Origin of the sequence: Nocardia sp. CA-290969, assembly GCF_050936135.1 — a bacterium.
Classification (GTDB): Bacteria; Actinomycetota; Actinomycetes; order Mycobacteriales; family Mycobacteriaceae; genus Nocardia.
The window spans coordinates 7777514-7792049 of the sequence record NZ_JBNJNJ010000001.1 but is presented as its reverse complement, the minus strand read 5'-3'; the positions used below and the strand labels follow the sequence as shown (position 1 = coordinate 7792049).

The 14536-nt window shown below is 64.6% G+C and carries 13 protein-coding genes and 2 pseudogenes; 8 read left to right on the top strand and 7 right to left on the bottom strand.

Going from position 1 to position 14536, the window contains the following annotated elements:
• The first annotated feature begins 177 nt into the window (after positions 1-177).
• Positions 178-1368: an NAD(P)/FAD-dependent oxidoreductase gene (locus ACQEVO_RS35585; RefSeq protein ID WP_432921999.1), complete on the top strand. Its 1191-nt coding sequence runs from the start codon at positions 178-180 to the stop codon at positions 1366-1368.
• A gap of 156 nt (positions 1369-1524) precedes the next feature.
• Here the strand turns inward: ACQEVO_RS35585 and ACQEVO_RS35580 are convergent, their stop codons facing one another.
• Together ACQEVO_RS35580 and ACQEVO_RS35575 are read right to left on the bottom strand one after the other, a co-directional pair.
• A complete protein-coding gene (locus ACQEVO_RS35580) occupies positions 1525-2244 on the bottom strand; it encodes a 5-formyltetrahydrofolate cyclo-ligase (protein WP_432921996.1) in 720 nt (239 codons plus the stop codon).
• A 9-nt stretch (positions 2245-2253) separates the two neighbouring features.
• Entirely contained in the window at positions 2254-3420 is a 1167-nt protein-coding gene (locus ACQEVO_RS35575; protein ID WP_432921993.1) for a helix-turn-helix domain-containing protein, read from the bottom strand.
• Between the two features lie 237 nt (positions 3421-3657).
• Here ACQEVO_RS35575 and ACQEVO_RS35570 point away from each other — a divergent pair, with 237 nt between their 5' ends.
• The gene (locus tag ACQEVO_RS35570) at positions 3658-3921 is read left to right on the top strand and encodes a hypothetical protein (RefSeq protein ID WP_432921990.1); all 264 of its coding nucleotides are present in this window, start codon (positions 3658-3660) and stop codon (positions 3919-3921) included.
• Positions 3918-4238 carry a hypothetical protein gene (locus tag ACQEVO_RS35565; protein WP_432921987.1) on the top strand — a complete coding sequence of 107 codons (321 nt, stop codon included), beginning with the start codon at positions 3918-3920 and terminating at the stop codon, positions 4236-4238. Before ACQEVO_RS35570 ends, ACQEVO_RS35565 begins: the two co-directional genes overlap by 4 nt.
• Positions 4239-4521: 283 nt before the next feature.
• Here ACQEVO_RS35565 and ACQEVO_RS35560 read toward each other — a convergent pair whose 3' ends face one another.
• From ACQEVO_RS35560 to ACQEVO_RS35545, 4 genes and pseudogenes are all read right to left on the bottom strand, one after another.
• Positions 4522-5163 carry a DUF5753 domain-containing protein gene (locus ACQEVO_RS35560; RefSeq protein WP_432923366.1) on the bottom strand — a complete coding sequence of 214 codons (642 nt, stop codon included), beginning with the start codon at positions 5161-5163 and terminating at the stop codon, positions 4522-4524.
• A gap of 30 nt (positions 5164-5193) precedes the next feature.
• Positions 5194-5367 (bottom strand): annotated as a pseudogene (locus tag ACQEVO_RS35555) (helix-turn-helix domain-containing protein); the annotation flags it as partial.
• Positions 5364-5870, bottom strand: a complete 507-nt coding sequence (locus tag ACQEVO_RS35550) for a DUF6879 family protein (RefSeq protein WP_432921984.1) — start codon at positions 5868-5870, stop codon at positions 5364-5366. The pseudogene ACQEVO_RS35555 and the gene ACQEVO_RS35550, both read right to left, overlap by 4 nt.
• Positions 5860-6189: a hypothetical protein gene (locus ACQEVO_RS35545; RefSeq protein ID WP_432921981.1), complete on the bottom strand. Its 330-nt coding sequence runs from the start codon at positions 6187-6189 to the stop codon at positions 5860-5862. The genes ACQEVO_RS35550 and ACQEVO_RS35545 overlap by 11 nt, the downstream gene beginning before the upstream one ends.
• 519 nt (positions 6190-6708) lie before the next feature.
• Here ACQEVO_RS35545 and ACQEVO_RS35540 point away from each other — a divergent pair.
• The 3 genes from ACQEVO_RS35540 to ACQEVO_RS35530 all read left to right on the top strand — a co-directional run bounded on the left by ACQEVO_RS35540 (position 6709) and on the right by ACQEVO_RS35530 (position 8330).
• Positions 6709-7038, top strand: a complete 330-nt coding sequence (locus tag ACQEVO_RS35540) for a hypothetical protein (RefSeq protein WP_432921978.1) — start codon at positions 6709-6711, stop codon at positions 7036-7038.
• 291 nt (positions 7039-7329) lie between these two features.
• A complete protein-coding gene (locus tag ACQEVO_RS35535) occupies positions 7330-7905 on the top strand; it encodes a YbaB/EbfC family nucleoid-associated protein (RefSeq protein WP_432921975.1) in 576 nt (191 codons plus the stop codon).
• A gap of 110 nt (positions 7906-8015) precedes the next feature.
• Positions 8016-8330 (top strand): type VII secretion target, encoded by a 315-nt coding sequence (locus tag ACQEVO_RS35530; RefSeq protein ID WP_432921971.1) that lies wholly within the window; start codon positions 8016-8018, stop codon positions 8328-8330.
• 2687 nt (positions 8331-11017) lie between these two features.
• On the opposite strand, the gene ACQEVO_RS35525 is transcribed toward ACQEVO_RS35530, so the two are convergent.
• Positions 11018-11365 carry a hypothetical protein gene (locus ACQEVO_RS35525; protein ID WP_432921968.1) on the bottom strand — a complete coding sequence of 116 codons (348 nt, stop codon included), beginning with the start codon at positions 11363-11365 and terminating at the stop codon, positions 11018-11020.
• A 382-nt stretch (positions 11366-11747) separates the two neighbouring features.
• Between ACQEVO_RS35525 and ACQEVO_RS35520 the strand changes: the two are divergent.
• Positions 11748-13637: pseudogene (locus ACQEVO_RS35520) on the top strand (toxin glutamine deamidase domain-containing protein); the annotation flags it as partial.
• Positions 13638-13785: 148 nt separating this feature from the next.
• Positions 13786-14316, top strand: coding sequence for a hypothetical protein (locus ACQEVO_RS35515; protein ID WP_432923424.1), 531 nt, complete (start codon positions 13786-13788; stop codon positions 14314-14316).
• Positions 14317-14536 lie beyond the last annotated feature (220 nt).

Below are 14536 nucleotides of genomic sequence, written 5' to 3'. Positions count from 1 at the left end.
ACCGACACCCCGGACCTACCGGCGCTTAGGTTCGAGCCGATTCACCCGACCGACCGCAGCTTGCTTGCCGCGGCGCAGAACCGGCACCGACCGAGTCGATAGTGATCCGCATCACAACATGTCAGGGTTTCCCGGGCTGCGTTGTCTTCTAATCGACCCCCGAACGAAGGAGACACCGTGAACAAGAACATCGACGTGGTGGTGATCGGCGGCGGATACGCCGGTGTGATGGCGGCCAACCGCCTGACGCAACGCGACGACGTGACGGTGACCGTGATCAATCCGCGGGAGGTCTTCGTCCCGCGACTGCGCCTGCACCAGCTGGTGGGCGGGACCCACGACGCGGTCGTCGGCTATCAGGATGTCCTGGCCGAGAGCGTCCGGCGGGTCGCCGGCAGCGTGACGCGCATCGATGCGGCCGAGCGCAGCGTGGCCCTGGCCGACGGCGGAACACTCGGCTACGACTACCTGCTCTACGCGGTGGGCAGCTCCGGCGCCGTATCGCGGGTACCGGGCGCAGCCGAATTCGCCTACCCCGTGGCAACATTGGAGGCCGCGCAGCAACTGCGGTCGGTACTGTTCGACACCCCCATGACGGCGCCGGTGACGGTGATCGGCGGCGGCCCGACCGGTATCGAAACCGCCGCCGAGCTGGCCGAGCACGGACGCGCGGTCACCTTGATCTGCGGCAGCGTCCTCGGCCCGTACCTGCACCCGAAGGCCCGGCGCACCGCCCGCAAGTATTTCGCCCGGCTCGGCGCGACCGTCCTCGAAGGCCCCGATGCGACGGTCACGGCAGTCACCCAGGACGCCGTCGAACTCGGTGACGGCCGCACGCTCGCGAGTGAGGTCACCATCTGGACGGCAGGCTTCGACGTCCCCGACCTGGCCGCCCGCAGCGGACTGACCACCGACACCGCCGGCCGCCTGCTCACCGACGAGACACTGACCAGCGTCGACGACGACCGCATCGTCGCGGCAGGCGATTCATCGGCCCCCTCCGGCGTGCCGTTCCGGATGAGCGCCTACACCGCCTACTGCCTGGGCGCCCACGCCGCCGACACCCTGCTGCACCGCATCGCCGGCGAAGAACCCACCCCGATCGACCTGGCCTTCCCCGCCATGTGCCTGAGCTTCGGCCGCAACGCCGGCATCTACCAGCTCGGCCACAAGAACGAAACCGGAATGCGCCTGTACTTCAGCGGTTTCGCGGGCAAGAAACTCAAAGAATTCGCCTGCGAAGCCGGCATAAACCACCTGGCAACCGAAGCCCGCAAACCCGGCTCCCACCACTGGTTCAAAGACGGCAAACACCGCCCGCAACTGCTCCAGTCCCGAAGCGACACCGCGGCGGCACCGTCTGTTTAGGACACATGCCGGCCGACATCTACTCCTCGCAGCCGATCGCACCTGGCGAATCAACCTGCCCGAGTATCGTGACTGCCGACGGCAATCCGCTGAGCGCCGAATTGACGATACGCTGATTCGGCACTCAACTGCTGCCCTCCGGTACCTGGTCGAGTTCTACCCTCTCCGTGCCTTCAGCACAGGAATCGACTCGATCTTCTCCTGGTCCAAGTGCTCCCAGATGAGGCCGGCAGGGCGGCGGCGCGGACCGCATTCGATGATCTCGTCCGGAGTCACAATCAGATCAACGCTGAAGTCGTGGTCCGTTTCGGGCAGCTCCTCATCCACCACCTGAAGGGAATGAACAGTCGTGACTATGGTGGTGCCCGGCCCGATCAGCCCCTCTTCTTGTAGGAGGGCGACCTCGATATCCGAGTAGCCGGCGCCTTTGCCGAGTCGCACACCACGGCGGTTCACAACCACGCTGCCACAGATGATCAGATCAACCGGACGCATTTCGCTGACACCGACATTGGGGGCAATGGCTGCGGCGACCTTGCTCGAGGCTGCCTCGCTCACCGGTACGTTCAGAGTAGCCGGGTCCAACAAGTAGAACGGTTGCGCTTCGGCCAGTTTCGGTACCGCCATGTAAACGAGTTTGCCTTCGGCAAGCGCGCGGACCCTGGCCGGGAATTGCGCTTTGTCCGGAACTGCTTTGACAACTCGAGCGTTCTTCCAGACCGTCAGTTCAGCCAAACGGTCGGCGGCGGCCTGGGCACCATGGAACGCGGGAATACTGCCGTGCACGCCCGCGGGCGCCGCGTCCTCGCGTTCCAAAAGTTTCCAAATACGCTCGCGGACGACATCTTTGGCTCGGTCTTCGGCGCTGGGACTCAAACCTTCTCCTTACGCTGCTGCCATCAATCCGAGAAGGCGGTCATACACGTCCTGCACTTCTGCGACGTCCCGCCAGGGGCCGAGCTCCCGACCAGCTCCGAAAACCATGTTCAGTCCGCCACCGCCGCGCGTCGTCTCCACGATATCGATCGCGTCGTGCAGCGCAGCTGCCGCCTCATCGAGTTTGCGCTGCCGAATACAGGCAAGCGCCAGGTTACCGAGCACGATTGCCTGCGACTTCGACCGATCTCGAAGCTCGTCGGCAGTGGATTCGAGGATGGGCTGGGCGCGTTCGGCCTCTCCGAGGAACAGGTAGCACGATCCGGCCAGTCGGCCGTATTGGGTGTGCGAGAACAAGTCCAGGGCAGCGTCGGTGATACTGATGCGCTCGAAGTGTCCTTCAGCAGTGCTCAGCGCTTGCTCGCAGTCGCGCCGTTGCCCCAGCATTGCGTACGCCTCGGCCGCGTGGAGAACAGCAAGACCGGCGAGAGCATGGCTGGTGCGGTGGGTGATCTCGGCGGTCCGGAGCAACAGCCCGAGTCCGGCGACAGGGTTCTTCTGACCGTATAGCGCAACGAAGCTCATCCTGAGCAGTGCGAATCCCTCTGCGTCAGGGTCGTGGAGTTGCCTCGCAGCCTCTATCGCCTGGTTGAAGTACACACGTGCGGTCGCATGGTCTCGACGTTGCGAAGCATCCCAGACGAGCTGTCCCATCAGAGTCGCGGCTTCCGCTTCGACGGCATACAGCTCGCGCCGGACGCGGCTGGTCGCTGCTTGCCCACGAAGTACCGATACCTGGCCCAAGCATTGGCCGGCGGCGGCCAGCAGCGACGTCGAGGCTGTCTTGTCGTAGCGTCGATCGAGATCCTGCACGCGCTCTCGCAAATAGGTCACAGCTGCCAGATCCACGCCGCTGGGTCGATCCCGCGCAGAGCGGAATTGCTCCACAGTCTCCGGGCCGTGTTCTTCGGTCTCGGCAAGGAGTTCATCGAGTTGATCGAGCGACACTTGAAGCAGGCGGGCCAGATCAGGTCGTAACCACGGCAGCGGCTCGTTGTCGCCGGCCTCCCAACGGGCAACGGTGGAGCGATCTTTGCGTAACAGTTCGGCGAACCGCTCCTGACTGAACCCGACGGCTTTGCGGCGCTGCGCAAACCGTCTTCGCCGTGCACCCATACCGTGCCCCCTGTGGCTACTCGAACAGCGATTTACCCTGGTCAAAGCATTATGTGCAGCAAACTCGAGCCAGCGTTGCAACGATCTCGCTCTGGCTCGGACCTCCTGCAGCGAGTTGCATAAAGCCTATGCCGCTGAAACGTCCGACGGCAACGAAGAACCCATTCTTCCGCACCCACCGGAACGACGGGATTCTTCGCCACCACAACGACATCCACAAACAAAGGCGAGGCCCCCATGACCGCGACGCCCCCGCTGCCGGCCCGCGTTCCGAACAACCGCAACATGGCCACCACCCTCCATATTTGGCACAACCGCAACCGCCGGCTCCTGCAACGAATCGCCGCCGGTCTCCGCGCGCTCGACCATCCCGCCGCGTGCAGATCACAAGAACCGATGCGCGGGTACGCGCACGCACACCAGGTGATGGCCGCGCACGCCCGCCATCGCTGCCCACGCTACGACCTGGCCGTCCGATACACACAGCAGGCACGACCGTGACAGAACGCCGACGCACGGTCGCGCTGTGCCGACCCGACACGCCGAGCCGAGAGATCGGGCACTTGGCCGCGCGACACAATCTCGAAATCGTCCACACGGTATTCACCGACACCGAATCGTCGAAGCTCGCCGCAATGATCGCCATACAACATATCGTCGAGCATGACGCCGAAGTCCTGGTGACCCCGCATCTCGCCGCTGACGGAATTGCTCACGACCAGCATTGGCGGGTTGTCGCCGCGTACTTGGACATCATCGCCTCCGACGGTCCGGTGGAGCATCCTCGCTGGAGTAGCCGACGTACGGCCCAGCCGTAGACGCGCACCAGGTAGCGCTGCCGCCGCATCGGGTCTTGCTTCGGCCGCGACGTCGACCGAGATCACTCGTAATCCGCCATTCGCTCACGGTAACCAGCCTATCGGCTGACTGTGGAGATCCGTTCCGCTGCAGATTCCTGCGGAAAGCCATCCCGACGCATTCGAGCTGAATTCTTCACCATGGCCACGCCGGAATAATTTGGCACGGTACGAATCTACTCCGAAAGCAATGGCGAGCATGCCGACGGGTATGGGCCATAGCGCTCCGAATCGTGTCGGTCCACTAACTGCCGTCGCCGCGGCGCGCGATCGCAGCCGTTATCAGATCTCGCGCGGCGCGGCCCGTCACCGACTGCTTAGCCAACACATCGAACGCCCGCCCATACTGGGCGACCTCCCGCGGCTGCGTGATCGTCAGCTCTGCGGTGACGTTCTCCACCATTACCATCCGGTTGTCGAACATCGCGAAGTTGTAACTCGGCACTCGGTAGACGGCTTCACCCGGCACGATGCCGAACATCACCCGCGGCATCCCTAAGACGGCGAGCAATCGGTCGAGCTGCCCGATCATCACTCGGTCGTCACCGACCGTCGTCCGCAACGCCTGCTCGGCGACCACGAAGTGGAATTTGTGATCCCGCTGGTACAGAATCTGCTGGCGTTCCATCCGCTTGGATACCCCCGCATCGATGTCTGTCGCCGGGACGCCCTGGAACTCGACCACATTGCGGAGAATCTCCCCCGCATACTCCGCCGTCTGCAAGAGCCCGGGAATCAGAAACGGGTGGTACACACGCAGGAACTCCGATTGCGCCTCGATCCGCAACGACAACTGCTGGCGCCGCTTCGTTCCCGTGCCGAGCAACCGCCGCCACTCCAGATACGCGGATTCGAGATTTCTGGCCGTGGCGATCAGATCCGGCAACTGGTCCAGGGACCGGGTTATCTCACACCAGGTTCGGATGTCGGACTCGGTAGGTTTGGTTTTCCCGTACTCGATCTTCGACACTTTCGTCTGATGCCAGCCGGCCAGACCGGCCAGAGCGATACCGGTGAGGCCCGCGTCCTGACGAAGCTCCCGGAGCCTCGCACCGAGAGCTTCTTTCGCCTCCTGAATCGAGTCCGTCACTGATCGCTGTAGTCGGCCAGCGGAACTGCACGCGACCACACATGATCCCGCACCTCACGGATATAACCAACGATCCGCGGGTCGGTGGTCACACCTCCGCCGACCCATTTCCCCGATGGCTCGTTCACCGTGAACGACACCACCTCACCATCGAACAGCCACCAATCATCAGTGGTCAGTGCCGCCGGGTCGATCAGTTGCCGCGACAGATACCGAACATCCTCGCCCGCTGCGACGTTCATCGACGCGACGTGTCTGGCGTAGCGCGTGTAGTCGTTGTGCGGGGTGGTCACCACCCGGGCGCGCCGCACCGCGACTCCGCGCGCGGTCGTCGCCCGGACATGGTCCAGCCAGGGCCGGAACCACTCGTAGTCATCCGGTTCACCGGCCAGGAACCGCTCGAGCGGTTTGTACCCGGCGGCATGATAGGTGTCCTGAACCTCGAGGTGGAACGCTTCCCGCTTCGCCTCGTGGAAGAGAGCATCGAATGCCTCATCCTGCACGAGCAGCACCGTAGAACGTCCTTTCTGCCATGGGAACCTCGATGTACGTTTCGCCCTCGCGGACATCCAGCTTGCCGACGACCTCCGGGTCTGCGACAGACGACCCGGAGAGTAGGAACGTGCCTCGGCCGGTGTCGGTCAGCATTGCGCCGACGAACGTATCCGGCACTGCGAACCCCAGTAGGAGATGCGGGATCTCGACGATGCCGGGAGCATCGGTTCTCCATCCCTGCACGATGTAACTGTTCCGGTCCGTGGCGTACAGGCTCGGACAGCCGCCGCCCTCACTTCCGCCTTTGCCGAGAAATCGAATCTGCATGGCCTGACCCCCATCGCATGTATGCGTGAATATGCTTGATATTTCTCGATTCTGACTGATCGAAGTGGATCACACACAGCGAATCACCAATACGAGCAATACCAAGCATAGTCGTAGACGAGGCCACTGCGGTCTTCCTACCGTCGGGATCGATCACCGTCGAGCGCCCCTGACGCCGCCGAGCGGCAGGGATCAGCCTCTTCGAAACCGAGACCACACGACCGAGGTAACCACTGTGCGCGAGGAGTCACCCGCCTCTACCGGCAAGCCCTTCAACCGTGCAATCCCCACGACGCTGTGCGCCCGGAAGTCCGGGAAACGCTGGGCCAACAGCGGCTTCGAGGCCGCACACCGACTTGCCGAAAAACTACGCACCCTCAGCCGCTACTCCGACCGGCGTTGCCGGCACACCAACCCCATTCGCGGATATTCCCACGCCCACCACGTGATGGACATCCACGCCCGCCACCGCTGCCCGCGCTACGTCCTGGCTGTCCGGTATACACAGCAGGCGCGGCCGTGATGCAACGCCGACGCACGATGGTCCTGTGCCGACCCGATACCCCAGGACGGGAAATCGGGCGCTTGGCAATACGCTACAACCTCGACATCGTGTACACGGTTTTCACCGACACCGAATCGACGAAGCTCGCCGCGATGATCGCCGTACAACACCTTGTCGAACACAACGTCGAGGTCCTGGTGATCCCGTACCTTGCAGCTTCCCAAATCAGCCTCGACCGGCAATGGCAGGCGGTTGTCGCGGCCGCCCACATCATCGCGGCCGACGGCCCGCTCAATTTCCCTCCGCCGGATCGGGAGGTAAAAGCGATACCCAATGCGCCGTGACGCCGGTCTCGGCGTTCACCCCCAAAACCCGATTGACCTCCGCCCCTTCGCGGGATCACGGCACGACATCGTCCATGAATAGCCGGGCAGCCAGGTCCTAGGTCCCGCGCCCCGGCATACCAAGCGGAGGAGCGCGCACTTCACTCCGGCTGACCCCGTCAGGCCACCATGTCCGCGGACGGATCTCAGCGCAGCGACGAGATCGCATAACCATGACCGCAGGTCCGGGTCGGCCCGTGGTCGCGGGTTTGCTGAACCTCACAGATAGTGATGGAATCCGAACCAGATCGGATGGAACCGATCTTCGGACCGGTGCGTCAGAACATCTACCGGCCCAAATGCGGAAGAGGGGTACCCGAGGTGAATGAACACGACGAGAAGCAGATGCGGAACGACCTGCTACGAGTCGAGCTCAGTGGACTGCTGGACAGCTTCGCCGAAAGTCGCGATCAGCTGGCAGAGGTCCAGTCACGCCTCACATCCACCACAGTGACCGCGTGGTCTGCCGATGGCCTGGTCCGGGTCGACAGCAATGCCGCAGGCATACCAGTCGACCTGCACATCGACCCGGGCGCGTTCAAACGCGCCGCTCCGGACAAGCTCGCCCGCTCGGTTCTCGAAGCGATGCAGGCCGCTGCTCAACAGGCCGGCGAGGCCACCCAGCAGGCCATGGCACCGTTCCAGGCCATGGCTGCCGAAGTGCCCGATCTGCCCGATCTTATTCCTGGAGCCCCCAGCGTCCGAGAACTTTTCGCGGGCTTGTCCGCACCGCCGACGGTCGAATCCCCCGCCACTCGCCCCTTACCTGCCGAAGCGGACGAAGACGAGTACTACCTGAATCGCTCGTACCTGAACCGTGACACATGAGGCGGCCGAGGCCGCATGGCGCCCGCCGACGCTCCGGGCTGCGGCGGACGTGCATTTGATTCGGTAGATGAACAGCGAAAGAAATATGATGTCGCAGGGGATGATTCTCGGTGGGTGAGGTGCACGCCGATACAGCTGCTCTTCGCGCCACCGGGCCGCGGTTCGACGCTGTCGCCGATGATGTGACCGCCGCAGCCGAACGTCTGCGCGGTGCGATCGAAGCCGAGGGCGAATGCTGGGGCGCCGACCAGGTTGGACAGGCGTTCAGCAAAGACTACAAGCCGGGTCAGACGGAGGCGCAAGAGGCGATTCAGGGCTTGCATGACGTGTTCGCCGGTTACGCCAAAGACCTGCCCGCCGCGGCAGATTCATTACAGGCGCAGGACGATTCCATCGCCGGAGATCTGGGCGCGACGGCTCCCTGATGGGTATCGAGATTCCGGATTCCCTGCAATGGGTTGCCAAATATGTGGTGGGTGCCGGCGATTGGCCGGAAGGCGACGAGACGGCCATGCGTCGGCTGGCTACTGCATGGGATGACATGGCAACGGCGCTGGACGCCAGTGGTGATGACGCGGCCATCGTCATGCGAGACGCACTCGCCGCGCTCCAACAAGGCGAAACCCACGCTGCCCTGACCGAACACTGGGACAAAGTGGCAGGCAAGGGCGACAGTGCGCTACCGATGCTGGTCGCATACTGCAAATCCCTGAGCGACAGTCTCGATGACACCGCACTCGACATCGAGCACACCAAAATGGTGATCATCACCTCGATGGTTCTACTCGCCGCTGAGCTCGCGGCAGCCTTGGTCTTTTCCTGGACCGGCATTGGGGCAGCAGCCGGGGTCGCCGCGAGGACGGCTACTCAATTGGGTATCCGCATGGCGATCCGAGCGTTGATCCAGCGCATCCTTACGAATGCGACGGCTCGCGCAGCCGCCAGAGCGGCCATGAAGGGCGCGAAGTGGGGTGTTCTCGAGGGCGTCGCCACCGAACTGATTCCGCACTTGATCCAGATGGCCCGACGCGATCGGCCGGGTCTGGACGGCGACGATTGGAAAGCGCTGTGGGACAGCGCGAAGGCCGGCGGTATCGGTGGTGCGGTCGGCGGCGGCCTGGGATCCAACGCACTCGGGGCGCCACTCGCGAACCGGGCCGGCTCCCCCTTGGGCAGGGTCGCCGCCGATCTCGGCGTCGAAAGTGCAGCTGGTGTCGCCGGCAATGTTGCCGGCACCTTGTCCGTCGGCGGCGAACTGACATTGGAGACTTTCACCTCCGGGGCCGCTGGCAGTGCCGCCGACAACGGCGCCACGACTCTCGGCACACACCTGCACAACAGAAGTCAATCCGCCCCTGATCTCGGCACCGAATCAGGTATCCCAGTCGACAGCGGCGAACCAGCTGCACCAGATGCCGGCGAATCTCATCAACCAGATACCGCGGTATCAGGCGAATCACCCAGTACCCAGCCCGCCGGCACCGAGACCGCCTCGGGTACTGGACGACCCACCGAGGATGGCACCGATCCCGGCACGGCCACATCTGACAGTCCACAGTCCGAACCGAGTGGAACCACGCCGCCGCAGTCGAGCACCGCGCCCAGCCCCGAGCAGCCGTCCGACACTGCGATACCCGAACCGGACACCTCGGCACCCGCCACGCGCCCCGACGAGCCGCCACCGGAGAGTAGCCTCAACCTGGCGCCTTCGTCACCTGACCCCGGACCACCGTCCGAGACTCCCGCACCCGCACCGGACATCTCGGCTTCCACGCGACCCGACGATCTCGCGCCCGGCAGCAGTCTCAACCTCTCACCGGATCCTCCAGACAATGGTCCCGCCACCAATCCCGGACCGCCCACTCCGGAGGGCGCGAGTCCACCCGCTCCCGTCAACCCGTCAACGCCTGACGCAGCCGCCACGAATCCGGGTAACTCGGCGCCTGCGGCCACCACCAGTGCCACCGCGACATCAACCACGGATTCACCAGTCAATTCTCCAACCTCGGCGTCTCTCGGCAGTGCACCCATCAGCAGCGCCGCCACATCATCCGGACCCGAGAGCGGACAACGGCCGAACGCTTCCCCACATACGGCGGACACCGGGCAACCGGCGCCGCCTCGCGCAGCCGGCGATCTTGCACACGGAACAACTTCGACGCGTCCACCGGATTCCGCCGGCCTGGGCAACCCGCGCCCGGATCGCCAGGACGGGCAGAGCCGGGACCAGGCCGCAGGCCGGCCACGCACCCTCCTACCGCCGCAAGAAGCGGCAGGCGGGAGCAGACCTTCGAGTCCGAGGCCGAGCAGGTCCGAGACAAACTGGTCAGACTCGGAGCCAACCGGTACCGGTCGACTGAACACGTCTCCAGCGCGCCCGAGCGCGAACAATCCGCAGGCCCCACTCGGTTGGGCACCCCCGAGCGCCCAGCCGGGGCAGCCGCTCAACGCCGCAACCCCAGCGGCTCCAGTCCCTCCGGGGATACGCGCGCCGCAGACTCCGTCTCCGTCCAACCCATTCCCGGGCGACCGCGGTCCCGAGACCTCCAGGTATGACCGAAATAACGAACGCATCCCTGTCGGCGATGCCACTGCGCCACGAACGGACCCCCCGAATAATCAGCCCCCGCGTGACCACGACTCGCACGCAATGCCGTCGCAGCCCAGGGTGCCCCGAAGCACAAACGAGATCAGAAGCGACGCCAATAGGGCCGCCGTCACAAGAGCGATCGACGACTACGCACGCGCGAACGACCTCTCTTCCGAACAGGTTTGGCGTGACCTGAATATCGGTTCTCTCAGAATCGATCAGAACTGGCAAATCTACAAGCGGCAAGCCCTGCATATCGCCGACGCGCTTCAACGACCGGAGTCGCTCGACGAAAACTACCTGAACAACGTCATCCAGCACCATTACGACAACCAAGGCCGAGTCCATGACTACGAGAGCATGCTTCCCGACGCTTTCGAACCCGGCTGCCAGGACAGCGAGCTTCCCGCTCACCTCACACGCGATATGCCGTTGGACGCACTATCCGATTCACTGGACCGGGTCGACACCGACAACCTCTACCTGAACACTCCCGGCGACAACGGCGGAATGTGGCGTGACCTAGCCGCGGACGATGCCTTCCTGCGGCAGGAGAATGCCCTGTTCCGTATGGACAGCAGGCCACCGGACGAGATTTTCAACTCCGACGGCTTCCATTGCCGCAATCCCGGCAACCCCAACATGGGTGCCCATATCGGTTCCGCGCACAACGGTGGGGGTGCTGTGTCGTTCTCCCGCAGCCCCGAGCATGCCATCCTCCGCGAGGACGCAGTTACCACCGAGATGTCCGATGTCGAAAGGCTGCCCAATGGGCTCTATCGGCAGGTCCGTTACATGTACGAGGCCTATCATCCATACGGACTCGATACCGAAGCCTCTTTTCGTGACCTCGGACAGAACAGTGGACATCGCGAAGCCGAGGTGCTGGCACCGGGCGGGCTCTCGTCGGACGTGGTGTATCGCGTATGGCCCCGCCAAATCGATTTCGACGCAAGCGGTCGGATAGTCAGTGCCACCGTGCTGCCGCCGGTTCATAACCCCGGCTTCCGGTATAGCGACCATCCCAACTTTGCGCCCCCGCCCGATACGTCGCCGCCACCGCAAGACAACATCTGGAACGCCTCTCCAGCCCACCAGCCTCAGCCCATCGAGGCCGGTCCACCACGCGACGACAACATCTGGAACGCCTCTCCAGCCCATCAACCGCAGCGGATCGACGCGTCGCCCCCGACTACAAATTCTGGCCCGGACGCCAACTCACCGAGCCGAGAATCATCACCCCGTTGGCCGGATGCCGACCCGAACACGGCCTATCGAGCACCGGAAAGCAACCCCCCGAACCCCGCCTACCGCGCACCCGAAAGCAACCCCCCGAACCCCGCCTACCGCGCACCCGAAAGCAACCCCCCGAACCCCGCCTACCGCGCACCCGAAAGCAACCCCCCGAACCCCGCCTACCGCGCACCCGAAAGCAACCCCCCGAACCCCGCCTACCGCGCACCCGAAAGCAACCCCCCGAACCCCGCCTACCGCGCACCCGAAAGCAACCCCCCGAACCCCGCCTACCGCGCACCCGAAAGCAACCCCCCGAACCCCGCCTACCGCGCACCCGAAAGCAACCCCCCGAACCCCGCCTACCGCGCACCCGAAAGCAACCCCCGAACCCCGCCTACCGCGCACCCGAAAGCAACCCCCCGAACCCCGCCTACCGCGCACCCGAAAGCAACCCCCCGAACCCCGCCTACCGCGCACCCGAAAGCAACCCCCGAACCCCGCCTACCGCGCACCCGAAAGCAACCCCCCGAACCCCGCCTACCGCGCACCCGAAAGCAACCCCCCGAACCCCGCCTACCGCGCACCCGAAAGCAACCCCCCGAACCCCGCCTACCGCGCACCCGAAAGCAACCCCCAACAACAACCACCAATTCGGCGGGACGCCGGGCCGGCGTCCCCTGCGCAATCGCCGAGGTATCAACCTCCTACCCGGCAACCGGTGCCACCTGCCCACAGCCCTGTATCGAGCCGAGAGGCCGGCACGCCCGCAAATTACGGGCGACCTGCCGACACACAGATACGAACTGCTCCACGGAGCACACCGCCACAACACCCGTCACCCGCAGACCCGACACGTGCTTTCCGCGAAGCCCTCCGAGTCCGAGTCCCTGAAGGCGGCCGCGTCACGTCGGTGACGCCGGCGATCCGTCCCGATTCGAGGCCCGCGTATCACGTTCGGCGCGTTGCCGGTAACAGTCCCGGCCAGCGGTTCATGGTCCACACAGTCCGTGTCCACGTGAATTCGGCACCGCACATTCCCCCAGCAGTCGTGCACCGGGTCATGGAGTCCGCACAGGCCGTCACCGACCGTTCGTTCAACAGTGGTCAACGCCTGGCCAGCGGCGACTGGCTCCTCGTCGACGTCGTGTACACGAATGATCCTTCGGCGGCCGACCTTCACGTGACAGTGGACACGGCATATAGGGGCCCGAACACCTGGCATCCCGACTCCACCCCGGATACGCTCCTCGATCACCTGCGCCGGCAACTCGGGCTCTCACCGTCCGAACCGGGCGCACCACCGCCGACAGCTACGGATCTTCGGAGACTCAGCAACGAACTCGCCGCAGCGAACACCCGAGCGCCGTTCTCCGATCCGTCCGCCGGCCGCATCTACGGTCCACAGCATCTGGCCGGCGTCGAACGCCCGGAGTATCAGGCTGCAATCGAGGATGCCCTGCGGGCGGGCGACCGGTTCCTGGTAGCGGCAGATCCCCGTGTGAACCCGTACGGCCGAAATATCAATGATGGCGGTACCACGGTTCCCGGACGCAACAACAACTGCGTAGAGTGCTGCCTCTCCGCTCTGTCCGCATTCTTCGGCCGCCCGGTGGTCGCCGCGCCACGCTGGCTCGACCCTCCACCACCCAATGGCGCAGACGATGTTCGCGTCGGAGAGGAAAACGGTCTGCGGCGAGCGGCCGCGTGGCTCGGTCAGGATCTGCAGACCGATGCCCTCAGCGGACGCAGCCTCGCCGAACAGTACCGCGCCTTGCACGACGGGGTTGCCCGCCTCGGGCCGGGATCCGCAGCACTCGTCGTCCACCAGTGGCATGCCCGCGATCCCGACACCGGACAACTTCAATACCACCCCGACGGCTCTCCCGTGCTGGACGGCAATCACGCCTCCCTCATCGTCTACCCGATCGGCGCCGAAGGACCGGTGTGGTGGGACCCGCAGTCCGGCAGGACTTCCGATGGCCCACCTGCCGATGTGGTCGCCGATTCCGCCGCCCTGTGGTTCAGCCCCATTCCTTCACCTCTAGGAGCGATCGATGGCCCAACCGTTCTCGACCCGGGAACAAGTGGAAACCCATCTGGCCCAGGTCCTCAATCCCGACCGGGCATTCCGGGTACACCCGATCCAACACGGCTGGGTGTGTTCCCCTCTCCCGACACCGCAGGAGACCGCGGCCGGGAGGGATCTCGGCATGACGAAACTGGTAGTCGACTCGGAGACAGGGACGGTACTCGAGTATCCGAGCTGGTCAGTCCGGATGGTCGAGAACGACTACACCGAGGCGAAACGAACGGGCCGGTCCCCCCAAGGCAGACAGATACATCCGAAGCTGTGGCAGGTGTCCCTCGAACGGATACGGGAGGACGCCCTGGAGATCGAGTACCTGCTGAAAGCCACATCCCGAGCCAATCCCCCGCGGGACAGCGAGGAGTACACCCTGCTGATCAACAAGCAGACTCTCGAACACCGGCCCCCGGGAACGCACTCGGCTCTAGCGATGTCGTGGGTTCAGCAGCGCAACAGCATGAACGGGGCCTGGCCGGACCAGGCGACCTTCGAGTACTAGGTCTCACACCTCCTGCCACCGCGGGGGCCGGCCGAAGCTCCGAGACCGAGCAACCGGAGCCCGATCGAGAGCCGAATCGACCGACCTCCGGAAATACTCCGCCGGGTCCACAACGTGGGCTGGCAGCACCACAGGGCTACTACGTCGGCAACGACGGTTACCTGCACAGGACCGGCGACCCGCCCGGCACGCGCCGGAATACGGGGCTACGTCTGATCGA

Excerpts from the sequence above, each read along its gene's own strand:
- ACQEVO_RS35575 (WP_432921993.1), bottom strand. The coding sequence starts at position 3,420 with ATGGGTGCACGGCGAAGACGGTTTGCGCAGCGCCGCAAAGCCGTCGGG.
- ACQEVO_RS35570 (WP_432921990.1), top strand. The coding sequence starts at position 3,658 with ATGACCGCGACGCCCCCGCTGCCGGCCCGCGTTCCGAACAACCGCAAC.
- ACQEVO_RS35545 (WP_432921981.1), bottom strand. The coding sequence starts at position 6,189 with ATGCAGATTCGATTTCTCGGCAAAGGCGGAAGTGAGGGCGGCGGCTGT.
- ACQEVO_RS35535 (WP_432921975.1), top strand. The coding sequence starts at position 7,330 with ATGGAACCGATCTTCGGACCGGTGCGTCAGAACATCTACCGGCCCAAA.
- ACQEVO_RS35525 (WP_432921968.1), bottom strand. The coding sequence starts at position 11,365 with ATGTCCACTGTTCTGTCCGAGGTCACGAAAAGAGGCTTCGGTATCGAG.
- ACQEVO_RS35515 (WP_432923424.1), top strand. The coding sequence starts at position 13,786 with ATGGCCCAACCGTTCTCGACCCGGGAACAAGTGGAAACCCATCTGGCC.